The organism is Brevundimonas sp. TWP2-3-4b2, from assembly GCF_049897345.1.
In the GTDB taxonomy this organism is placed as follows: domain Bacteria; phylum Pseudomonadota; class Alphaproteobacteria; order Caulobacterales; family Caulobacteraceae; genus Brevundimonas.
In genome coordinates, this window is record NZ_JAFCWB010000001.1 from 618,280 (window position 1) to 639,461 (window position 21,182).

Consider the following 21,182-nt stretch of genomic DNA (forward strand, 5'->3'; position numbering starts at 1 on the left):
GGGCGGTCACGCGCTGCGCTTCGCTTTAAAAGGCCGCCGCACCGCCCGCTGAAATGGAGTGAAAGACCTACACATGGCCAAGATCATCGGTATCGACCTGGGCACCACCAATTCGTGCGTGGCCGTCATGGACGGCAAGAATCCCAAGGTCATCGAAAACGCCGAGGGCAACCGCACCACGCCCTCCGTCATCGCCATCCAGGACGGCGGCGAGACCCTGGTGGGTCAGCCGGCGCGCCGCCAGGCCGTGACCAACCCCACCAACACCTTCTTCGCCATCAAGCGCCTGATCGGCCGCTCGTTCGACGACCCGGTGGTCGCCAAGGACAAGAAGATGGTCCCCTATGACATCGTCAAGGGCCCGACCGGCGACGCCTGGGTGCGCGCCAACGGCAAGGACTATTCGCCCCAGCAGATCTCGGCCTTCACCCTCGGCAAGATGAAGGAGGCCGCTGAGGCCTACCTCGGCGAGACCGTGACCCAGGCCGTCATCACCGTGCCGGCCTATTTCAACGACGCCCAACGTCAGGCGACCAAGGACGCCGGCAAGATCGCCGGTCTCGAAGTCCTGCGCATCATCAACGAGCCGACCGCGGCGGCCCTGGCCTATGGCCTGGACAAGAACGACGGCCAGAAGATCGCCGTCTATGACCTCGGCGGCGGCACGTTCGACGTCTCGATCCTTGAGATCGGCGACGGCGTCTTCGAGGTGAAGTCGACCAATGGCGACACCTTCCTGGGTGGCGAGGACTTCGACCTGCGCCTGGTCGACTATCTGGCCGACGAGTTCAAGAAGGAGCAGGGCGTCGATCTTCGCTCGGACAAGCTGGCCCTGCAGCGCCTCAAGGAAGAGGCCGAAAAGGCCAAGAAGGAGCTCAGCTCCACGACCCAGTACGAGGTCAATCTGCCCTTCATCACCATGAACGCCTCGGGCCCGCTGCACCTGAACATCAAGCTCTCCCGCGCCAAGCTGGAAGCCCTGGTCGACGACCTGGTCCAGCGCACCATCGAGCCCTGCGCCAAGGCGTTGAAGGACGCGGGCATGAAGGCCTCGGACATCGACGAGGTCGTGCTGGTCGGAGGCATGACCCGCATGCCGATGGTCCAGGAAGCCGTGAAGAAATTCTTCGGCAAGGAGCCACACAAGGGCGTCAACCCCGATGAAGTCGTCGCGCTCGGCGCGGCGGTTCAGGCCGGCGTGCTGCAAGGCGACGTCAAGGACGTGCTGCTGCTGGACGTGACCCCGCTGACGCTGGGCATCGAGACCCTGGGCGGCGTCTTCACCCCTCTGATCGAACGCAACACCACCATCCCGACCAAGAAGAGCCAGGTCTTCTCGACCGCCGACGACAACCAGTCGGCCGTGACCATCCGGGTCTTCCAGGGCGAGCGCCCGATGGCGGCCGACAACAAGGTGCTGGGCCAGTTCGACCTGATGGGTATCCCGCCCTCGCCGCGCGGCATGCCGCAGATCGAGGTCGCCTTCGACATCGACGCCAACGGCATTGTCCACGTGACGGCCAAGGACAAGGCGACCAACAAGGAACAGTCGATCCGCATCCAGGCCAATGGCGGCCTGTCGGACGCCGACATCGACAAGATGGTCAAGGAAGCCGAGGCCAATGCGGCCTCCGACAAGGCCAGAAAGGAAATGGTCGAGGCGGTCAACGCCGCTGACAGCCTGATCCACTCGACCGAAAAGGCCATGGCCGAACACGGCGACAAGGTCGGGGCCGAGGAGAAGGCCGCGATCGAGACCGCCCTGGCCGAATTGAAGACCGCCAAGGACAGCACGGATCCGGAAGACATCCGGACGAAGACCAACACCCTGGTCCAGGCCTCGATGAAGCTGGGTGAGGCCATGTACGCCTCGCAACAAGGCTCGGGCGACGGCGATGCGGCTGAAGCCCCCGCCGACGACGGCGTGGTCGACGCCGAGTTCGAGGAAGTCTCGCCGGACGCCGACGACGACAAGAAGAGCGCCTGACAGCCAACGGAGCCTCCCCCTCAGTGAGCGGGAGGCTCCGTCACGGTCTGCTTGCTCTGAGGCCGGCGGAGCCGTTTCATGAAACTTGCATCATTTCGCCGGGTGCCCATGTCAGCCCGGTCAGCCGTTTAGGTCGCCGCCCGGCAAGAGGCGTGGACCTTCGGCACGGGTAAGAGGACGAACGCCTGATGGCGACGCGTGACTATTACGAAGTTCTCGAGGTCGAACGGACCATCGACGCCGCCGGACTGAAGGTGGCCTATCGCAAACTGGCCATGCAGCACCACCCTGACCGCAACGGCGGGTGTGACGAGTCCATGGCCCGGTTCAAGGAAATTTCCGAAGCCTATTCCGTGCTCTCGGACGACCAGAAGCGCGCGGCCTACGACCGGTTCGGTCACGCCGGGGTCAATGGCGGCGGCGGCGGATTTGGCGGCCAGGGCCAGGGCTTTACCGACGTCAACGACATCTTCTCCCAGGTCTTCGGCGACGCCTTCGGCGACGTCTTCGGCGGACGGGGCGGCGGCGGGGCCCGCCAGCACGGCCCGCGCCGCGGTTCAGACCTGCGCTACGACCTCGAAATCACGCTGGAGCAGGCCTACAAGGGCGCCGACGTCGAGATCGCCATCCCGACCACCGCCACCTGCGAGACCTGCGAAGGCTCGGGCGCCAAGCCGGGCACCAAGCCAACCACCTGCAGCACCTGTCAGGGCGCGGGCCGGGTCCGGTCGGCCAACGGCTTCTTCCAGGTCGAGCGGACCTGCCCCCGCTGCGGCGGCCAGGGCCAGATGATCGCCGAGCCCTGCACCACCTGTGCGGGCCACGGACAGGTGCGCAAGAACCGCAAGCTTCAGCTGAAAGTCCCCGCCGGGGTCGACGACGGCTCGCGCATCCGCCTGTCGGGCGAAGGCGACGCAGGCACGCGCGGCGGCCCGCGCGGCGACCTTTACGTCTTCCTGTCTGTGACTCCCCACGAACTGTTCGAACGCGACAACCTCGACCTGCTGGTCACCGTCCCGGTGGCCATGACCACGGCCGCCCTCGGCGGTGAGGTCGACGCCCCGTGCCTGACGTCCGAGGCCTGCGACGGCCGCTGCAAGGCCCCGGTCACCGTCCCCGCCGGCTCCCAGACCGGCAAGACCGTGCGCATCAAGGGCAAGGGCATGCCCCATCTGAACGGCAAGAACCGCGGCGATCTGGTGGTCGAACTGTTCGTCGAGACCCCGACCGAGCTGACACCGCACCAGAAGGAACTGCTGCAGGAACTGGCCGCCTCGCTGGGCGAAAGCCAGACGCCGCGCAACTCGTCCTTCGCCGGCAAGGCCAAACGCTTCTGGGCCGACATCCTGGGCGCGGACGGCCCGCAGTAGGGTCCGGCATCCGGAAGATGACGGCGTCTGCGAATGCCGTCAGACTGACCGCGAACTGACAGGGGTCCGAGTTGAGCGCCATCTTCCATGCCGGCATCTCCGGGGCCCGCGGCCGTATGGGCCGGGCGGTCTCGACCGTTCTGGACGCGCGCGAGGACGTGGTGGTCGCCGCCCGGTTCGACCGTGGCGAGACACCCGACCTGTCGCTGTGCGACGTGATCATCGACTTCTCCACGCCGGACGCCTCCGTCGAACTGGCCCGGACCTGCGCCGCGCGGGGCGGCCCGGCCCTGGTGATCGGCTCGACCGGCCTCACGCCAGAGCAGGAGACAGACATCCACGCGGCGGCGGACAAGATCGCCATCGTCCGCAGCGGCAATTTCTCCCTGGGCGTCAACATCCTGATCGGCCTGGTCGAACACGCGGCCCAGCGGCTGGACCCGCGCGACTGGGACATCGAGGTGTTGGAAGCCCATCACCGCCGGAAGGCCGACGCACCTTCGGGCACTGCCCTGATGCTGGGCGAGGCTGCCGCCAACGGCCGCGGCGAGGATCTGGCCGATGTGCGGACGGCTCCGTATGACGGCATCACCGGCGAGCGCGAGCCGGGCAAGATCGGCTTCGCCTCGCTGCGCGCCGGCGGCATCATCGGCGAGCATACGGTCCTGTTCGCTTCGGAAGACGAGACCCTGACCCTCAGCCACTCGGCGATCGACCGGTCTCTGTTCGCGCGGGGGGCTGTGGCCGCCGCCGCCTGGGTCCGCAGCCGCAAGCCGGGGCTCTACGACATGCAGGACGTTCTTGGTTTTCGGCAGGCCTAGAAGAACCCTCTCCCCTTGGGAGAGGGCTTGAGCGCACGGCGGCGAAGCCGTCGTTCTTGCGCGAAAGGGTGTGGGTCGACCGTCTCGGGGCGGCTTCGCCGCCTCAACCAGCCGACCTACATCCGGCCCTCCGGGCCACCTTCTCCCAATGGGAGAAGGAACGATTTCTAGTGCGCGTGGCGATGGCGACGGCTGCCGCCGGTGAACAGCGACTTGATGAAGAACATCACCGCGATCACCACCGCGAAACCGAGGAACAGCGCCAGCACGGTCATCCAGAAGGCCAGGGTGAGCAGCGGCGGCATCACGAAGACACCGCCGTCCAGCAGCGGACGCAACAGGCCCACGAGGATGAAGACGAGGGCGGCCCCCAGCGAGGTGGACCAAAGCCGGCTCCAGGCGGGCATCATGAAGGTGGCGATCACCGCGATGACCAGACCCGTGACCTGATTGATGGTGTCGAACCCGCCCTGGGCGAGGCCAAACAGGCCGGTCAGAAACGCACCGATCGAATCGAACAGGGACTCCATAACGCCGACCTCCTTGATACGGCCAAGCCTGGCCGAACGCAGGGTTAACGCCGGTCGCGGTGAATGGCTCCGCTTATCGTCCGGTCGAGCCGAAACCCCCTGTGCCGCGGGCCGTTTCGTCCAGCGCCTCGACCTCGACCAGGGTCGCCTGTTCGTGTCTGGCAATGACCAGCTGGGCAATGCGCTCGCCGCGGCGGATGACGAACGGTTCCTGCCCGTGGTTGATCAGGATGACGCCGACCTCACCGCGATAGTCGCTGTCGATGGTGCCCGGCGAATTGAGACAGGTCAGGCCGTGTTTCAGCGCCAGGCCCGAGCGGGGCCTCACCTGGGCTTCGTAACCCGGCTCGAGCGCGATCCTGAGGCCCGTGGGCACCAGGGCGCGGGCCCCCGGGGCCAGTGTCATCGGCGACTCTTCGGCCAGGGCCGCCCTCAGGTCCATCCCGGCCGAACCCCCGGTCTCATAGGCCGGCAGGGGCAGGCCTTCGGCATGGGCAAGGCGTTCGACGCGGACGGTGGTCATGCGGACGGGCTCTCAGGCTTTGAAATGGTCGGCGATTCTGGCGGCCAGCTTGCGCGCCACCTCGGCCTTTGGCTGGCGCGGCCAGCGCTCCGCCGAACCGTCGCGGGTGAACAGGGTCACCGCATTGCCGTCGGCGCCGAACACGTCGTCGGACACGTCATTGCCGACAATCCAGTCGCAGCCCTTGCGCGACAGCTTGCTCCGGGCATTGGCCTCGAGCTCGGTGGTTTCAGCCGCGAAGCCGATGACCAGTTTGGGGCGCCGCTTGCCGGGGGCTGAAACGCTGGCGAGGATGTCGGGGTTCTCGATCAGGGCCAGCGAGGGCGGACCGCCGGGGGCCTTCTTGATCTTGCCCGAAGCCACGCCGTCGACGCGCCAGTCGGCCACGGCGGCGCTCATCACCGCGATATCGGCCGGCAGCCGGGCTTCGACCGCGGCCTTCATCTCGCGGGCCGTTTCGATCCACACCCGTTCGACCCCCACCGGGGCCGGCAGGGCGACCGGACCGGACACCAGGGTCACCTGGGCACCCAGCCGGGCCAGCGCTTCGGCGATCGCATAGCCCTGTTTGCCGCTGGAGCGGTTGGTCAGGCCGCGCACCGGGTCGATCGGCTCAAACGTCGGCCCCGCGGTCACTACCGCTTTCCGACCCGCCAGCGGACGGCCGTCCGGCCCTTCGAGCAGGCCCTCGATCACGCCCAGGATCGCCGCCGGCTCGGCCATCCGGCCGGGGCCGAACTCGCCGCAGGCCATTTCACCCTCATCGGGGCCGACCACGGCCACACCGTGGAAGCCGTCAAACCCCTTGAGCCGCTCCATATTGGCCTGCACCGCCGGATGCAGCCACATCCGCACATTCATGGCCGGGGCCAGCAGAACCCGCTTGTCCGTGGCCAGCAGGGTGGTCGAGGCCAGATCGTCAGCCAGTCCGTTGGCGGCCTTGGCGATCAACCCCGCCGTCGCCGGAGCGACCACCACCAGATCGGCCCAGCGCGACAGCGCGATGTGGCCCATGGCCGTCTCGTCCTCGGGCATGAACAGGGTCTGGCGCACCGGATGGCCGGTCAGGGCGGCCAGCGACAGAGGCGTGACGAACTCGGCCCCCGCGCCCGTAAGCACTGTCCGGACCTCGGAGCCGGCCTTCTTCAGCAGGCGTACCAGCTCCAGCGCCTTGTAGGCGGCGATGCCGCCGCCGACGATCAGCAGGATCTTGCGTCCGGACAGGGCGGCATGGGTCATGCGGGTCATCTAGCCATCCCGCCTCGCGCCGTCGAGAGATCGGGGTACGAATCGGAACATTGCCAGAACAAGAGACCTATGGTTATGGTGGTCGCGGGACTTTTCAACCATGGGAGGATTCAATGGTCTCCAGGTTCTGGATTGCGGGCGCGGCGATCATTCTTTTGGGTGGATCGGCCTGCGGCAACGGGGATACCGCGGTCGAGACGCGCGACCGTGAAAAGGACGGCTCGGGCACGCTCCTGACGGCCGCAGGCGGCGCACCGGCGGCGGCGGCGGCTGCTCCCATCGAGGCTGAACAGGCGCAACCCGTGCTGACCGGCAATCGCCGCGAGACGGTCGACGCCAAGATAACGCGCCTGTTTGAGCGCAACGGGTCCGATTTCGGAGCGCGCACGCCGCAGGATTATCTGGCCAGGGTCCAGGCCTTCACCGCTCGCCCCCCGGCCGGCACTGACCGCGTCGAGCGGCCCAACGGCGATGTGCTGCTGTATCAGGCCTCGACCAACACCTTCGCCGTGGTGTCACGCGACGGCGTGCCCAAGACGATGTTCAAACCGCGTGATGGCGCGGCCTACTGGTCGGAGCAAAGGACCGTGCACCGACCTTCGGCCAGAGACGGGCAACCTCGGATCAGTGAGGGGCCGGCGGACGGGTCAGACCTCGTCCGTCTCCTTGCGGTCGGCCATGTCACGCATCAGCTCGAGCGCCAGCTTTTGTTGTCGGCTGGACAGCTGGGGTGCCAGGCGGCTGATCTCGATGGTGTAGCGCGTGGCCGGAAAATCATGCTCGTAGGCCGCTCCGCCCTCGGTCACACCGGCCAGCTGGGCACCCGACAGGCCCTCGAAGAAATAGCCGATATCGACCTTGAAGAACCGCGCAATGTCCCAGAGCTTTGAGGCGGACACGCGGTTGGCACCCTTCTCGTATTTCTGGATCTGCTGGAAGGTCAGTCCCAGGGCACGCCCGAGGTCACTCTGGTTGTAGCCAAGCGCCAGACGCTTTTCGCAAACACGTCGACCCACATGTCGATCCACAGGATGAGGGCCGTCTTCGCCCTTGCCTCTCGCCATAGTCACTCGTCCTTCGGTTGGTACCGTTGAGCCTGAATGCGCCCGGCTTTGGCCGCTGTCATTAAAAAATGCAAAAACATCGGTGCCACGCACAACACGGGTTGCGTAACGGGTTCCATGCCTCGCGCGACGCGGGAAACTCGCCTGAAAAGCGAGCGCTCAGGAGCCCTGGACCGTCATCCGACGCCGGGTGAGTCGCCGCCACGGAGCCGCCACCGCAAGGCCGGTCAGCACCGCCAGCCAGAACAGAAGGTCGCCGAACCGTCCGTACGGCGTCACCCCGGTCGGCTCCGGCAGGCGCGCGTCGATGACGCCGCTCTCGCCCGGCTCCAGCCGCTGGTCCCCGACGACCTGTCCCCAGGGGTCGATCATGGCCGATACACCCGTGGGCGTGGCGCGTACGATCGGCAGGCCGGTCTCGATGGCGCGATAGCTGGCCAGGTTCAGATGCTGCAACGGGCCCGACGTGCGCCCGAACCAGGCATCGTTCGAGATGTTGACGATCCAGCCAGGCCGGCCCGAGGCGCCGGGCGTGAAGCCCGGATAGAGGCTCTCGTAGCAGATCAGCGGCTGGGCGCGCGGCGCTCCCGGAATATCAATCGGGGCCGGCAGGGGGCCGGCGCTGAAATCGCTCGGCATATGGGTCAGGCTGCGCACGCCCAGCGCCCCCATCAGCCCGCCGGCCGGCAGATATTCGCCGAACGGCACGAGCCGGTATTTGTCATAGGTGGCGGTGATGCGAAGACCGTCGGCACCCTCGTCCGTCAGCACGAACAGACTGTTGTAATAGCGCCCGCCCTCGGGAGCGGCGGGATCGGGAACCCCGCGCCCCAGCCCCATGATCAGGCTCTGCCCCGGCTGGACGGCGCGGGCGATAGCCGCCGCGTCCGGCGAGCCGGGCGCAAACACCTGATTGGCCGAGGCCGGCAGCGCCCCTTCGGGCCAGATGATCAGGTCCGGAACCAGCGCGCCGGGCCGGGCGGTCAGATTGACGTAGCGGTCGACGATCCCGCGATAGGCCTCCGGGGTCCATTTCGATTCCTGGGGCACATCGGCCTGGACGATACGCACCACGGTGTCGGTGTATTCGAGCCGCGCCTGTGACAGGCGGACGCTCCCGCCGATCACCAGGGCGACAAGCGCCAGCGCCCCCAGAACCGCCGCGCCGATGCGGCTCTTGCGCGGGCCGGCCCCCAGCAAGGGTCCGAACGCCGCCGAAGCCGCCACCGTGAGGAAACCAAGGCCATAGACGCCGGCCACGGCCGCGAACTGCGATCCCGCCGACCCTGCCCTCCAGCTGGCCCCGGCGGGGTTCCACGGGAAGCCGGTCAGAACATGGCCCCGCAGCCATTCCAGCAGGCAGAACAGGGCGGCGAAGACCAGCACCCGCTTGACGCCTACTGGCATGATCCACCGATACAGGGCCGTCGCCGTGCCCCAGAACAGTCCCAGACCAATGGGCAGCAGACTGGCCGCGAACGGGGCCATCCACGCCTGCTCCGGATTGACCATGAAGGCCTCGGCGACCCACCAGCAGCTGATAAAGAAATAGGCAAACCCCGCCAGCCAGCCCATCCAGAAGGCCCCGCGCACGCGCGTCGAGCGCTCGGACAGGAACATCAGCAGGGCATAGCCTAGCAGGCCCGGCAGGATGCCGAACGGCGGATGCGCCAGCGCCGCCGCCGCGCCCGCCGCCAGCGCCAGACCGATGCGGCCGAACCGCAGGATCAGCCGCGCCCGGGGGCCGTCATGGTCAAGCGTCACTGCAGGATCCGTCATCGGGCCTGTATGGGTCGGGGACGCCCAGGCTGGCAAGAATGGATCGCTCCTCGGCCTCCATCGCCTCGGCCTCGTCTTCAGCCATGTGGTCGCGCCCGAGAAGATGCAGGACACCGTGCACGGTCAGATGGCTCAGATGGTTCGACAGGGTCTTGCCCTGCGCCGCCGCCTCTTCGGCGCAGATTCCATAGGCCAGAACCAGGTCGCCCAGATGGGGGGAATGCCCCGGTATCGTCATTTCCGCCGCCGGGAATGACAGCACATTGGTCGGCCCGTCCTTGTCGCGAAACCGGCTATTAAGATCACCAACCGTGGCGTTGTCTGTCAGCAGGACGACCAGGTCACCCTCGACCCTGCCGAGCGCAGCCGTGGCCGCACGTTCCACCAGGGCCGTGGCCTCCGGAAGGGCAGCGCTCCAGGCCGCGTCCTCGATCTCGACCTCGATCACGCGTCCGGATCCTCAAGATCGGCGGGTGAGCGCCGGCCGGCCATGTCGGCGTCATAGGCGCGCACGATCCGCTCGACCATGGCGTGACGCACCACGTCCTGGGCCTCGAAACGCTGCACGCCGACCCCCTTCACATCCTCGAGGATGCGCAGGGCGTGTTTCAGGCCGGAATCGCGCGGGTTCAGCAGATCGACCTGCGACGGATCGCCGGTGACCACCATCCGCGCGCCCTCGCCCAGCCGGGTCAGGACCATCTTCATCTGCAGGCGCGAGGTGTTCTGGGCCTCGTCGACGATGATGAAGGCATGGGCCAGGGTGCGGCCGCGCATGAAGGCGATCGGTGCGGCCTCGATCTCGCCCTTGTCACGCCGGCGGCGCACGTCGTCGGGACCGAGGATGTCGTTCAGCGCCTCCCAGATGGGGGCCAGATAGGGGTCGACCTTCTCGTTCAGATCGCCCGGCAGGAAGCCCAGCTTCTCGCCCGCCTCGACCGCCGGTCGGGTGATGACCAGCCGGTCCACCTGTCCCCGGCGCAGCAGGGAGGCCCCGTAGGCCGCCGCCAGGAAGGTCTTGCCCGTCCCCGCCGGACCAACCCCGAAGGTCAGTTCGCAGCGCGACAGCAGCGACAGATAGTTGGCCTGGGCCGCCGTCTTGGGGGCGATGGCCCCGCGCCGTCCGACCGGCAGGGCGATGGCGTCGGGGGCGACACTCCCCTGCCCTGCCCGCGGCTGGGCCGTCGCTGCGCCCAGGGCGGTGCGCACGTCCGCCTCGGTGATCTCGGCGCCCGTCTCGGCGCGATTGGCCAGGGTTTCGATGACCCGCTTCGCCTGCGCCCGGTCGCGGGCCGAGCCGTTGATCGACACGCCGCCACCCGGGGTCTCGACCAGAACCTTGAAACGGTCCTCGATCAGGGCCAGGTGCCGGCTGCCGGGACCGATGACGGCGCGCAGGGCGTCGTCGCCCAGGGCCAGAAACTCACTCTCACGCGCCATCCAGTGCCATTTCCATCAGTCGGCCCTTCAGGGAATTCTGCTGGCCGTGTTTGATCAGGACCGGAACGATCCGGCCGATCAGATGATCCGCATCGTCGGCATGCACTGACTGTAGCCAGGGCGAGCGCCCGATGGCCTGCCGCCCGTGACGGCCCGGCTTCTCGAACAGGACGTCGACCGTCCGCCCGGTCTTGTCCATGTTGAAAGCCAGCTGCTGCTCGGCCAGCAGGGCCTGAAGCGCATGCAGCCGCTCGCGCGCGATCGCGGCCGGCACCGGCCCGGCCATGCTGGCGGCAGGCGTCCCGGGCCGGGGTGAATAGGCAAAGGCAAAGGCCGAGGCGTAACCGACGCGCCGCACCAGATCCAAGGTCTGCTCGAAATCGGCGTCCGTCTCGCCCGGGAAGCCGACGATGAAATCGCCCGACAGCGCCATGTCGGGCCGGACCGCGCGGATGCGATCGATCAAGGCGAGGTATTTCGTCCGTCCGTGCTTGCGGTTCATGAGCCGCAGGACGCGGTCCGACCCCGACTGCACCGGCAGGTGCAGCCACGGCATCAGGGCGTCCAGCTCGCCATGGGCGGCGATCAGATCGTCGGACATGTCGTTCGGATGGCTGGTCGTATAGCGGATGCGGTCCAGTCCGGGGATGTCGGCCAGCGCATAGGCCAGCCGCGCGAGGGTCGAGGGCGCGCCATCCAACCCCTCGCCGTCATAGGCGTTGACGTTCTGGCCCAGCAGGGTGACCTCACGCACCCCGCGCGCCGCCAGCTCGCGCGCCTCGGCCAGCACCGCCGCGACCGGTCGCGACCATTCGGCACCGCGCGTATAGGGCACGACGCAGAAGGTGCAGAATTTGTCGCAACCCTCCTGCACGGTCAGGAAGGCCGTCGGGCCGGTCACGCCGCGGGCCTTCGGCAGGGCGTCGAACTTTTCGACGGGGGCGAAATCGGCCCCGATCCGCTCGCCCCGCGCCCGCGCCGTGCGGGTCAGCAGTTCCGGCAACTGGTGATAGGCCTGCGGGCCGACGACGATGTCCACCGCCGGCTGACGCCGCATGATCTCTTCACCCTCGGCCTGGGCGACGCAGCCGGCGACGGCGATCGTCAAGCCCGGCTGACCGGCGGCCAGACGAATGTCGCGCAACTCCCGCAGCTTGCCGAGCTCGGAATAGATCTTCTCGGCCGCCTTTTCACGAATGTGGCAGGTGTTCAGGATGACGAAATCCGCGCTCTCGGCAGTGTCCGTCGCCGCATAGCCCAGCGGCCGCAGCACATCGGCCATGCGCTCGGAGTCATAGACATTCATCTGGCAGCCGTAGGTCTTGATGAACAGCCGCTTTGGCGCGGCCGGCCCGTCAGACGCCGACGCGGACGGGACGAGGGTCTCGGTCATGGCGCCGCTTCTAATCTGCCTGTGCGTGTCACGCCATGCCGCCGGCTACCGGACCCGACGCCCGTCAGCCTGCGTCTGAGGGGTCGATGCGTGCGGCAAAGCGTTTGAAGATCAGGCCGTCGCGCTTGCCCGGCTCGGCCCCGACGATCGGCTTGCCGTAGAGCTCCAGCTTGTGGCCGATCAGTTCGAAACCCAGCCGCTCGGCGATCTCGGTCTTCAGCCGTTCAATTTCAGCGTCGAAGAATTCAATGACCTCGCCGGACCGGGTGTCGATCAGATGGTCGTGGTGGTCGTCGCCCGCCTCTTCATAGCGGCTGCGCCCGTCTCCGAAATCATGCTTCTCGACGACCCCGGCCTCCTCGAACAGACGGACGGTCCGGTAGACGGTGGCGATCGAGATATGGGGGTCGATGGCGGCGGCTCGCCGATACAGTTCCTCGACGTCGGGATGGTCGTCCGCGTTCGACAGGACACGCGCGATGACGCGCCGCTGTTCGGTCATTCGCATGCCGCGGTCGGCGCAGAGTTTTTCGATCCGGTCCATGGACAGAGAATAGGCGGGCGGCCGCGCTTAGGGAAGCCGTCCGCTCAGGGTGAGGGCCAGGATCAGGGCGTCGGTCCGCGAACCGTCGGCTCGGGCATAGTAGCGGGGCCGGCGCCCGGCCTCGACGAATCCGGCGCGCTCATAGAGGCCCCGGGCCGCTGCATTGTCTTCGGCGACCTCGAGAAACAGCCGGGTCGCCCCTTGCATCGCCGCGACCGACGCGCCCCGGGCGACCAGGTCGGTGGCGATGCCGCGACGGCGGTCGGCGGGTCGCACGGCCAGCGTCAGGATCTCGGCCTCGTCGGCGACCGTCCGTACAAGGATGAAGCCCCCGGCGGCCTCGGCCATATGCACTCCGGCCTGACCCAGCAGGGTCTCGAAGGCCGCCGCGTCCCAGGGCGCATCGAAGGCTTCGGCGTGCAGCATCGCCAGGCGTTCGGCTGCGGTGTCCATCACGCCGGTCCCGCTCATGACGGCCGCGCGGGCCGGGCCTGACCGGGCAGCCGGGTGGACGGCACGGCATCGGGCGCGCGCAGATACAGGGGCCGGGGCGCGGCGGTCGCGGGATCGGCGGCCGCGACCAGACGGGCGAGCGCCCCGGGGTCCGGTCCGGCCCGTGGCTCGGCGGTCAGATCCGGGAAGGCTTCGGCGAACAGGGCCGCGCCGGACCCGATCAGTCGACTCCCGGCGGGCATCCCGCCGATCCTTGCCGCCGCCGCCTCCAGCGACAGGGCTTCGTCGGGACCCGATGCGACGCGGTCGACCATGAACCGGGCGTAGACCTGCCCCCGGCGGGCGTCGATCACGGCCGCGACCGGTCCCGCCCCGGCCGAGGCCGCCAGGGCCGCGAGACTCGAGATCCCCACCACCGGCCGGTCCAGCGCCGCGCCCAGTCCCTGGGCGAAGGCCAAACCGACGCGCAGGCCGGTGAACGATCCCGGGCCCACGGTCACGCCGATCCGGTCGATCGCATCGAAACCCGCACCGGCCTCGCGCATCGCCTCGCGCGCAAAGCCCGCCACCCGCTCGGAATGGCCCTTGCTCATCGGCTCCGACCGCAGGCCCAGGCAGCGCACGTCATCACCAGCACCGGCCTCGAACAGTCCGACCGTGCACAGGCCCAGCGCCGTATCGACGACCAGCACCCTCATACCGCCCGCCCCGGAGCCGCGCGGCTCAGGGGTCCCGCGACAGGGCCTGAACGATCCGCGCCACCGCCTTGCGCAGCTCGCGGTCCTCGATCAGCGGAAAGCCCGCGGCGACCGTGCGGCCGTCCACGGTCGCGGTGATGAAGCGCAGCATGGCCCAGCCGTCGTCGGCCGCACCGCGGGCCGTCTCCACCGGCGGAAAGAAGGTCTCGACCGAAGTCCCCAGCACCGTCGCCGCCCGATGCAGCCGTGAGGCCGAGATGCGGTTCTGGCCGGTCTCGTATTTCTGGACCTGCTGGAAGCTGATCCCCAGCTGCTGGGCCAGGGCGCTCTGCGACAGGCCCAGCGCCGACCGACGCAGGCCGATCCGCGCTCCGACATAGGCGTCCACGTCGTCCCGTCCGCCGATCCTGGCCATGGTCGTCCGTCTCCTGATCCACTCTGTATGGTTTCATGGAAACGAAATCGTTGCAACACATGAGTTTCATTCAACGCTCCAGACGCGCGACCACGGCGGAGACAGATCGCGTGTCGACGCGCGCGATCCTTTCCTCGACCGAAAGACCGCCGGGCCCACCGCGCACGACCAGCCCCTCGGCATCGGCCCGGTCGTAGAGCCGGACCCGCGTCTCGCCCCCCGCCATCTCGATAACGCAGCCCTGATCCCGCCGCGGCCAGCGGCCCGGCTCATATTCCAGCACCACGCCCGAGGCGGCCCAGGGCGCGAGATCGTCGTTGGACAGTTGCACCTGCAAACGCCCGGGCGGCGGCGTAGCCTCAGCCCTGAAAGGCCGACCACGGCTGGCCAGACCGGGCCCGTCCGCCGACGGCGACTCCCCCATCGCGGGCGACCCAGCGTGCACAAGGGCCAGGGCCTCGGCCGTGGATCCGATCGCACCGGTCAGGCGACGCTGGACGTCAGGGCGGAACAGGCCGGGGCGCTTGCCGGTCTCATAGAGGCCCCAGCCCTGACTGGTCATGCCGGCGCGCTGACCGGCCTCTGCCTGACTCAGGCCGGCTTCGCGACGCAGGGTCGCCAGCGCCTCGCCGAGCCGCCGCACGTCATCATCACTCTCGAACCGGGACATACAGGGATGATGGCGCCGTCCGGTCCGCGACGCGAGGACGGATTCGTTTCAGGGCCTCGGTACCGGTGCCGCTGGAATTCACAGCACCTGTTCGACGCGGGTCACTTCGGGGACGTAGTGTTTCATCATCTGCTCGACCCCGGCCTTCAGGGTCATGGCCGAGGACGGGCAACCGGCGCAGGCCCCGCGCATGCGCAGGGTCAGGACGCCCGTCTCCTCGTCGAAGGCGTCAAACAGGATATCCCCGCCGTCCTGGGCCACGGCCGGGCGCACGCGGCTGTCCAGCAGCTGTTTGATCTCGGCCACGACCTCGGAGTCCTCAACCGCACTGGCCTCCGTCCCCGGGGCCATGGTCCGCAGCAGGGGCGCGCCGGAGACGAACTGGTCCATGATGGCCGCCAGTATGGGGGCCTTCATCGCGCTCCACTCGGGCCCGTGGGCGTCCCGGGTCACCGAAACATAGTCATAGCCGAAGAAGACGCCGGTCACGCCCTCGAGTCCGAACAGCGTTTCCGCCAGCGGCGAGGCCGCCGCCTCGTCGGCGTTGACGAAGTCGGTCGGTGATTCGACGAGATCAAGTCCCGGCAGGAATTTCAGCACGTTCGGATTGGGGGTCGGTTCGGTCTGGATGAACATGACACTTAAGTGCGCCGCCGGAGCGGCGGGTTCAAGACCTGAGGAGCGGCTAGTGGCTGGCGACAGCCACGTCAGGCTTCGACAGCGAGTTGCCCCGGCCAGACCAGACACTCACCAGTCACTAGCCACTGACCACCTTCTTCACGCCAGGTCCTCGATGTCCTTCTCGGTCAGTTCGCCGGGAACGATGGTGACCGGCAGTTTGCGGCCGGTGAAGGCCGCGCCCTGTTTGACCACCGCCGAGACCAGGGGGCCGGCACCACGTCCGCCCCCGCCGGCGGCCAGCACGAGGATCTTGATCTCCGGGTCTTCGCCAACGACCTTGCGGATCGCCGCCTGGGCCTCGCCGCGCTCGATCAGCAGGACAGGCATGGCCCCTGACCGTTCCGCCGCCTCTTCCGCCCATCGGTTCAGGGCGGTCTCGGCCTCGAGCCGCGTCTGGCGCTCGATCTCCTCGCGCACGCCGGACCAGTGGGCGTCCGACGCCGCGGCCGGGATCACGTGCAGCAGGGCCACTCGTCCGCCGGTCGAGCGGGCGCGCCGCGCCGCATAGCGCAGCGCCGCCTCGAACTCGGGGCTGTCATCGACCACGACCAGAAATTTGCGCGGCATAGGCCTGTCCCCGGCTGATCGGTGTCGCGGAACCCGAGGGGTCAGAGCCCCGGAACCCCTTACCCCGCTGCGGACGCTATCTCACGAATGGCGCTGTTGGCGATGGTCAGTTTGGCGAAGGTCCAGCCCGAGCCCGAGGCCTCGATCTCGTCAACGGCGGCGCGCACACCCTCGACCGTGGCCTGGCGCGGCCCGATCCAGGCGTCGACGGCGGCCTCGGCCGTCGCCTCGCTGGCCCCCACGGAGACTTTCGAGGCCTTGGCGACGGCGCAGGTCAGCAACACCTGCTCGGCCATGAGATCCTCGATCAGCCGGCGCACCGCCAGCCGGTCGAAGTGATCCACAGTCGGCACAATGCCCGCCGCGGCCCGCAACCGGTCGAAATCGAAGGCCGCCCCCACCTGGTGGTAGAGCATCGCCATGGCCGGTTCGGGCCAGTCGGCCTCCCGGGCCAGATCGCCGATATCTGACGTCGCGACCAGCGGACGCAGCATGGCGAAGTCGCGCGCCATGGCCTCCGACGCGCCCAGGCCCACGAAGGTCTGGACCCGGCTTTCCAGCCGTTCCCGCTCGAAGCGCGACAGAACCGCCCCACCGGCCGCGCGCAGGGCGTCGGCCGCCGGGCGATAGGCGGCCGCCAGACCGTCGACCGTGGTCCCCGGCCGCATGGCCCGGCGTGCCAGCCAGAAGGTCTGCCGGCGCAGCACGGTGGCGATCTCCTGATAGAGGGCTGTCTGGGCCCCGGCCGTGACTTTCAGGTCCAGGGCCGACACCGCATCCCACGCCTCGTCGAGGCGGAAGACCTGCCGTGCCGCCTCGAAGGCGATGACCAGGGCGTTGGTGTCGCAACGCGCGGACTGACGCAGTCGCTCGGGGAAGGTCGGTCCGGCCATGTTGACGATCTCGTTCGACAATATGGTCGAGACGATTTCGCGGCGCAGCCGGTGCCGCTGCATGTCGGCCTCGTATTTCGCCAGCGGTGCCGGGAAATAGCGCACCAGGGTCTGTTTGAAGAAGGCGTCGTCCGGCGCGGCCGAGCCGACGATCTCGTCAAACAGCTCCAGCTTGGAATAGGCCGTCAGCACGGCCAGTTCGGGCCGGGTCAGGGCCTGGCCCGCAAGCTTCATCTCGGCGATCTTCAGGTCGTCGGGAAGGCCCTCGACCTTGCGGTCCAGCTTGCCCCTGGAGCCCAGCCACTGCATGAAGCGCTGCTCGGAATCGAGCGCGCCCGGTCCCTCGGCCTCCTGCAACGAGACGGCCAGGGTCTGGTCGTAGTTGTGGACCAGCACCTTCAGACCGACCTCGTCGGTCATCGAGGCCAGCAGCGCGTCGCGGTCCCCCGCCTTCAACGCGCCCGAAGCGATCGCCGCCCCGGTCAGGATCTTGATGTTGACCTCATGGTCGGACGAATCCACGCCCGCCGAATTGTCGATGGCGTCCGTATTGATGCGTCCGCCGCTTCGGGCGAAGGCGATGCGGCCCGCCTGGGTCAGGCCCAGGTTGGCGCCCTCCCCGATGACCCTGGCCAGCACCTCGCCGCCGTCGATGCGGATGGCGTCATTGGCCTTGTCACCGACCTGGGCGTCGGTCTCGGTCGGAGCCTTCACATAGGTGCCGATGCCGCCGAAATAGAGCAGTTCGGCGGGGGCCTTGAGGATGGCCTTCATCAGCGCCGCCGGATCGACCACATCGTCCTGGATACCGAGCGCCGTCTTGATCTCGGGGCTCAGCTCGATCGACTTGGCCGAACGAGGGAAGATTCCGCCGCCCTTCGATATCTTCGACCGGTCGTAGTCCTGCCAGGACGACCGCGGGAGTTTGAACATCCGCTCGCGCTCGATCCAGCTGGAGGCCGGATCCGGGGTCGGATCGATGAAGATGTCGCGATGGTCGAAGGCCGCGACCAGCTGGATCTGTTTCGACAGCAGCATGCCATTGCCGAACACGTCGCCGCTCATGTCGCCGACGCCGACGACGGTGAAGGGCTGGCTCTGGATGTCCTTGCCCATCTCGCGGAAGTGGCGCTTGACCGCCTCCCACGCCCCGCGGGCGGTGATGCCCATGACCTTGTGGTCGTAACCGACCGACCCGCCGGACGCGAAGGCGTCGTCCAGCCAGAAGCCGTAGTCACGCGACACGCCGTTGGCGATGTCGGAGAAGGTCGCCGTACCCTTGTCGGCGGCCACGACCAGATAGGGATCGTCGCCCTCGAAGCGGATCACCTGCGCCGGCGGTACCACAGCACCGGATTTGTCGATGTTGTCGGTGATGTCGAGCAGGCCCGACAGGAAGGTCCTGTAGGCGCGGATGGCCTCGGCCTGCTGGGCGTCCCGGTCGCCCCCGGCACGGACGATACCGGCCAGATATTTCGGGAAGAAGCCGCCCTTGGAGCCGACGGGCACGATGACGGCGTTCTTGACCTGCTGCGCCTTGACCAGACCGAGCACCTCGGTGCGGAAGTCGTCGCGGCGATCCGACCAGCGCAGTCCGCCGCGCGCCACCGGTCCGAACCGCAGGTGCGCACCCTCGATGTGCGGAGCCCAGACGAAGATCTCGCGGAACGGCTTGGGCAGGGGCAGGTCGGCCAGTTCGCGCGAGGCGATCTTGATCGAGATATGCGGTTTCGGCCGGCCATCCGCGCCGGTCTGATAATAGTTGGTGCGCTTGATCGCCTGGACCAGCAGCGACAGACGCCTCAGCGCCCGGTCGTGATCGAGGCTCTTCACGTCCTGCAGCAGGGTGTCGATCTTCTTGACCCATCTGGCGACAGCGGAGTCACGGCTGGCGGCGTCGCCGCCCTGCGTCAGATCGAATTTCGCCTCGAACAGCGCCAGGATGGCCCGCGCCACGGCCGGATAGTCGCGCAAGGCTTCTTCCTGCACCGCCTGCGACGGGTCCAGCCCGGTCTGCTGGCGATAGCGGGCCAGGGTGCGGACCAGGGCGGCCTCACGCCAGTCTACGCCCAGCTCCAGCACCAGCCGGTTGAAACCGTCGCTCTCGGTCAGGCCCGTCCAGACGGCGGAGAAGGCGGCCTCGAACGGGCCCTTCACGTCCTCGAATTTCAGGTCGCTGCCGCGCGGGTCCTCCATCAGGAACTCGTGCACATGGATGTCGGCGTCGCCCGCCGGATGGAGGGCGTGGCCCCATTCCTCAAGCGTCTTCAGCCCCATGTCGGCCAGGATCGGCAGGACATCCGACAACGGCACGGCCGAACCGCGGCGATAGAGTTTGAAACGAAGATTCAACGGCCCGTCACGCTCGGTGCGGAAGGCGCGAACGACCACGGGATCGCCGCCGTCATTCAGGCCCGAGTCGTTCAGGGCGTCGACCGCCATCAGGTCGCGCACGGCCTCATCGGCGTCATAGCGGTCGCGATAGCCGGCGCCGAAGGCCTCGGCCCAGCGCGCGCTCAGCGGTCCGACGGCGACGTCGTCCACATCGGCGGCGCGCAGGGCGCTTTCGAAACGGTCGACCCAGCTGCGCCCGGCCTCGGCGACCTCGGCTTCCAGCGCGGCGTGATCCGGGCACGGATGATTACCGGGCGTGATGCCGATGATATAGTGGATGCGGACCAGCGGCTGGTCCGAAAGCTGCGGATACCAGGCCGACAGGCGCCCGCCCCAGGCCCGGGACAGAATGCCGCCGATCCGTTCACGGACCGAAGCGTCGAACCGCTCTCGCGGGATGAAAGCCAGAACCGAAACGAAGCGGTCGAACGGGTCCGTGCGGGTGAAGACCTTGATCCGCGGGCGGTCGTGCAGATGCAGGATGCCGCGCGCGATCTCGAGCAGCTCGTCCTCGCTGATCTGGAAAAGCTCGTCGCGAGGATAGTTCTCGAGAATATTCTTCAGCCGCTTTTCGCTGTGGCTGCCCGGTGCCTTGCCGGCCCGGGTCAGGGCGTTGGCGACCTTGCGGCGGACCAGCGGCACCTGGGTCGCGGTCTTGTCATAGGCCTCGGCGGTGAACAGCCCGACAAACCGCGTCTCGCCCGACGGGCGGCCGTCGGCACCGAACCGCTTGACGCCGATATAGTCCATATAGGCCCGGCGATGGACCCGCGAGCGGATGTTGGCCTTGGCCACGGTGACCGGCTCGGACAGGTCCAGCTGCTTCTTCATGGACCGGGTCAGAACGGCGGGTTCGTTGGCGCGACGCAGCACCGTCTGCTCCGGATCCGCCAACACGCCCAGGCCCGCGCCCGACTGCGACAGCGGGGCCTCGGCCTCGTAACCCCCCTCCTTGTTGCGCGGATAGTCGTAGTCACGGGCACCGAGGAAGACGAAATGATCGGACTGCAGCCAGTTCAGGAAGGCCAGGTTCTCGGCCAGAACCCCGGCGTCTACGCCCGGCGGCGAGGTCTCGAGATGGCTGATCGAGCGCGCCATCAGGGCGTTCATCGCCGCATGGTCCTCAACCGCGCTACGGACGTCGGCCATGGTCTGGGCCAGGGCTTCGCCGAGGGCGTCGCGGCGCTCCTGGGGCAGGGGGTCGACCACGACGATGATCACCGAGACGCGTGTGTCGTCGTGTGTCCCACCGTCGCGGCCGATGACCGGGTGGTACATGGAGCGAACGGTCACCCCGGCCTCGGCCAGGGCTCCCATGACGCTGTCGACGAGGAAGGGCCGGTCATCCTGAACGATCGCCAGAGTGTCATATCCGGTCGGGCGGCCATCGGACCCGGTCAGCGGCCCCAGGCTTATGCGCGGCGGCTCACCCGCCGTCCGTCCGTCGGCCGAACGCCAGACCGACGCCAACAGGAAGGCCAGATCGGGCCCGCCCAGTTCGGGGGCCTCATCGGCGGCATAGTCTTCCCACGCCTGGGCCAGATAGGATTTCGCGTCCGGACCCGGGGGGCCGCCGACAACCTTCCCGAAACCGGCCTCCAGCGCCTCCAGCGTGATCGCCTGAGGAAGCTTGACAGCCGAATCGCCGGACATGGGCAGGTCTCTTGCAGTCGCGGTCGCGTCATCGGCCGCCGGATGGGACGCCAGACTAG

At 68.2% G+C, this 21,182-nt stretch carries 19 protein-coding genes; 3 read left to right on the forward strand and 16 right to left on the reverse strand.

Going from position 1 to position 21,182, the window contains the following annotated elements; all coding sequences use genetic code 11:
• The first annotated feature begins 73 nt into the window (after positions 1–73).
• The 3 genes from dnaK (at position 74) to dapB (ending at position 4,178) form a co-directional block, all read left to right on the forward strand.
• On the forward strand, positions 74–1,987 hold the full coding sequence (gene dnaK, locus ACP7AS_RS02995; protein WP_426027347.1) for a molecular chaperone DnaK: 1,914 nt from the start codon (positions 74–76) through the stop codon (positions 1,985–1,987).
• A 188-nt stretch (positions 1,988–2,175) separates the two neighbouring features.
• A complete protein-coding gene (gene dnaJ / locus ACP7AS_RS03000; protein ID WP_426027348.1) occupies positions 2,176–3,357 on the forward strand; it encodes a molecular chaperone DnaJ in 1,182 nt (393 codons plus the stop codon).
• 71 nt (positions 3,358–3,428) lie between these two features.
• Complete coding sequence (gene dapB, locus ACP7AS_RS03005; protein ID WP_426027349.1) at positions 3,429–4,178, forward strand: 4-hydroxy-tetrahydrodipicolinate reductase; 750 nt, start codon at positions 3,429–3,431, stop codon at positions 4,176–4,178.
• 167 nt (positions 4,179–4,345) lie between these two features.
• Here the strand turns inward: dapB and ACP7AS_RS03010 are convergent, their stop codons facing one another.
• The 16 genes from ACP7AS_RS03010 to ACP7AS_RS03085 form a co-directional block, all read right to left on the reverse strand.
• On the reverse strand, positions 4,346–4,708 hold the full coding sequence (locus ACP7AS_RS03010) for a hypothetical protein (RefSeq protein ID WP_426027350.1): 363 nt from the start codon (positions 4,706–4,708) through the stop codon (positions 4,346–4,348).
• Positions 4,709–4,781: 73 nt separating this feature from the next.
• Positions 4,782–5,231 (reverse strand): dUTP diphosphatase, encoded by a 450-nt coding sequence (gene dut, locus ACP7AS_RS03015; RefSeq protein WP_426027351.1) that lies wholly within the window; start codon positions 5,229–5,231, stop codon positions 4,782–4,784.
• A 12-nt stretch (positions 5,232–5,243) separates the two neighbouring features.
• The gene (gene coaBC, locus ACP7AS_RS03020; RefSeq protein WP_426027501.1) at positions 5,244–6,470 is read right to left on the reverse strand and encodes a bifunctional phosphopantothenoylcysteine decarboxylase/phosphopantothenate--cysteine ligase CoaBC; all 1,227 of its coding nucleotides are present in this window, start codon (positions 6,468–6,470) and stop codon (positions 5,244–5,246) included.
• Between the two features lie 656 nt (positions 6,471–7,126).
• Positions 7,127–7,543, reverse strand: a complete 417-nt coding sequence (locus tag ACP7AS_RS03025) for a helix-turn-helix domain-containing protein (protein ID WP_426027352.1) — start codon at positions 7,541–7,543, stop codon at positions 7,127–7,129.
• A 159-nt stretch (positions 7,544–7,702) separates the two neighbouring features.
• The gene (gene lnt, locus ACP7AS_RS03030; RefSeq protein ID WP_426027353.1) at positions 7,703–9,322 is read right to left on the reverse strand and encodes an apolipoprotein N-acyltransferase; all 1,620 of its coding nucleotides are present in this window, start codon (positions 9,320–9,322) and stop codon (positions 7,703–7,705) included.
• Positions 9,297–9,770 (reverse strand): rRNA maturation RNase YbeY, encoded by a 474-nt coding sequence (gene ybeY, locus ACP7AS_RS03035; RefSeq protein ID WP_426027355.1) that lies wholly within the window; start codon positions 9,768–9,770, stop codon positions 9,297–9,299. Before ybeY ends, lnt begins: the two co-directional genes overlap by 26 nt.
• Entirely contained in the window at positions 9,767–10,762 is a 996-nt protein-coding gene (locus ACP7AS_RS03040; RefSeq protein ID WP_426027356.1) for a PhoH family protein, read from the reverse strand. The genes ybeY and ACP7AS_RS03040 overlap by 4 nt, the downstream gene beginning before the upstream one ends.
• Positions 10,752–12,155 carry a tRNA (N6-isopentenyl adenosine(37)-C2)-methylthiotransferase MiaB gene (gene miaB / locus ACP7AS_RS03045; protein ID WP_426027358.1) on the reverse strand — a complete coding sequence of 468 codons (1,404 nt, stop codon included), beginning with the start codon at positions 12,153–12,155 and terminating at the stop codon, positions 10,752–10,754. Before miaB ends, ACP7AS_RS03040 begins: the two co-directional genes overlap by 11 nt.
• A 64-nt stretch (positions 12,156–12,219) precedes the next feature.
• Complete coding sequence (locus tag ACP7AS_RS03050; protein ID WP_426027360.1) at positions 12,220–12,699, reverse strand: Fur family transcriptional regulator; 480 nt, start codon at positions 12,697–12,699, stop codon at positions 12,220–12,222.
• Between the two features lie 27 nt (positions 12,700–12,726).
• Positions 12,727–13,152 carry a GNAT family N-acetyltransferase gene (locus tag ACP7AS_RS03055; protein ID WP_426027361.1) on the reverse strand — a complete coding sequence of 142 codons (426 nt, stop codon included), beginning with the start codon at positions 13,150–13,152 and terminating at the stop codon, positions 12,727–12,729.
• 14 nt (positions 13,153–13,166) lie between these two features.
• Positions 13,167–13,850 carry a tRNA (adenosine(37)-N6)-threonylcarbamoyltransferase complex dimerization subunit type 1 TsaB gene (gene tsaB, locus ACP7AS_RS03060; protein WP_426027363.1) on the reverse strand — a complete coding sequence of 228 codons (684 nt, stop codon included), beginning with the start codon at positions 13,848–13,850 and terminating at the stop codon, positions 13,167–13,169.
• Positions 13,851–13,875: 25 nt separating this feature from the next.
• Positions 13,876–14,265: a helix-turn-helix domain-containing protein gene (locus tag ACP7AS_RS03065; protein WP_426027364.1), complete on the reverse strand. Its 390-nt coding sequence runs from the start codon at positions 14,263–14,265 to the stop codon at positions 13,876–13,878.
• A gap of 70 nt (positions 14,266–14,335) precedes the next feature.
• Positions 14,336–14,935 carry a helix-turn-helix domain-containing protein gene (locus ACP7AS_RS03070; protein WP_426027366.1) on the reverse strand — a complete coding sequence of 200 codons (600 nt, stop codon included), beginning with the start codon at positions 14,933–14,935 and terminating at the stop codon, positions 14,336–14,338.
• Between the two features lie 78 nt (positions 14,936–15,013).
• Complete coding sequence (locus ACP7AS_RS03075) at positions 15,014–15,571, reverse strand: NifU family protein (RefSeq protein ID WP_426027368.1); 558 nt, start codon at positions 15,569–15,571, stop codon at positions 15,014–15,016.
• Positions 15,572–15,712: 141 nt separating this feature from the next.
• Positions 15,713–16,183, reverse strand: a complete 471-nt coding sequence (locus ACP7AS_RS03080) for a universal stress protein (protein ID WP_426027370.1) — start codon at positions 16,181–16,183, stop codon at positions 15,713–15,715.
• A gap of 59 nt (positions 16,184–16,242) precedes the next feature.
• Positions 16,243–21,123 (reverse strand): NAD-glutamate dehydrogenase, encoded by a 4,881-nt coding sequence (locus tag ACP7AS_RS03085; protein WP_426027371.1) that lies wholly within the window; start codon positions 21,121–21,123, stop codon positions 16,243–16,245.
• Positions 21,124–21,182 lie beyond the last annotated feature (59 nt).

What these genes read in the sequence shown, in the direction of transcription:
- dnaK (WP_426027347.1), top strand. Translation starts at nt 74, where the DNA reads ATGGCCAAGATCATCGGTATCGACCTGGGCACCACCAATTCGTGCGTG.
- dnaJ (WP_426027348.1), top strand. Translation starts at nt 2,176, where the DNA reads ATGGCGACGCGTGACTATTACGAAGTTCTCGAGGTCGAACGGACCATC.
- ACP7AS_RS03010 (WP_426027350.1), bottom strand. Translation starts at nt 4,708, where the DNA reads ATGGAGTCCCTGTTCGATTCGATCGGTGCGTTTCTGACCGGCCTGTTT.
- dut (WP_426027351.1), bottom strand. Translation starts at nt 5,231, where the DNA reads ATGACCACCGTCCGCGTCGAACGCCTTGCCCATGCCGAAGGCCTGCCC.
- coaBC (WP_426027501.1), bottom strand. Translation starts at nt 6,470, where the DNA reads ATGACCCATGCCGCCCTGTCCGGACGCAAGATCCTGCTGATCGTCGGC.
- ACP7AS_RS03025 (WP_426027352.1), bottom strand. Translation starts at nt 7,543, where the DNA reads ATGGCGAGAGGCAAGGGCGAAGACGGCCCTCATCCTGTGGATCGACAT.
- lnt (WP_426027353.1), bottom strand. Translation starts at nt 9,322, where the DNA reads ATGACGGATCCTGCAGTGACGCTTGACCATGACGGCCCCCGGGCGCGG.
- ACP7AS_RS03040 (WP_426027356.1), bottom strand. Translation starts at nt 10,762, where the DNA reads ATGGCGCGTGAGAGTGAGTTTCTGGCCCTGGGCGACGACGCCCTGCGC.
- miaB (WP_426027358.1), bottom strand. Translation starts at nt 12,155, where the DNA reads ATGACCGAGACCCTCGTCCCGTCCGCGTCGGCGTCTGACGGGCCGGCC.
- ACP7AS_RS03050 (WP_426027360.1), bottom strand. Translation starts at nt 12,699, where the DNA reads ATGGACCGGATCGAAAAACTCTGCGCCGACCGCGGCATGCGAATGACC.
- ACP7AS_RS03055 (WP_426027361.1), bottom strand. Translation starts at nt 13,152, where the DNA reads ATGGACACCGCAGCCGAACGCCTGGCGATGCTGCACGCCGAAGCCTTC.
- tsaB (WP_426027363.1), bottom strand. Translation starts at nt 13,850, where the DNA reads ATGAGGGTGCTGGTCGTCGATACGGCGCTGGGCCTGTGCACGGTCGGA.
- ACP7AS_RS03065 (WP_426027364.1), bottom strand. Translation starts at nt 14,265, where the DNA reads ATGGCCAGGATCGGCGGACGGGACGACGTGGACGCCTATGTCGGAGCG.
- ACP7AS_RS03070 (WP_426027366.1), bottom strand. Translation starts at nt 14,935, where the DNA reads ATGTCCCGGTTCGAGAGTGATGATGACGTGCGGCGGCTCGGCGAGGCG.
- ACP7AS_RS03075 (WP_426027368.1), bottom strand. Translation starts at nt 15,571, where the DNA reads ATGTTCATCCAGACCGAACCGACCCCCAATCCGAACGTGCTGAAATTC.
- ACP7AS_RS03080 (WP_426027370.1), bottom strand. Translation starts at nt 16,183, where the DNA reads ATGCCGCGCAAATTTCTGGTCGTGGTCGATGACAGCCCCGAGTTCGAG.
- ACP7AS_RS03085 (WP_426027371.1), bottom strand. Translation starts at nt 21,123, where the DNA reads ATGTCCGGCGATTCGGCTGTCAAGCTTCCTCAGGCGATCACGCTGGAG.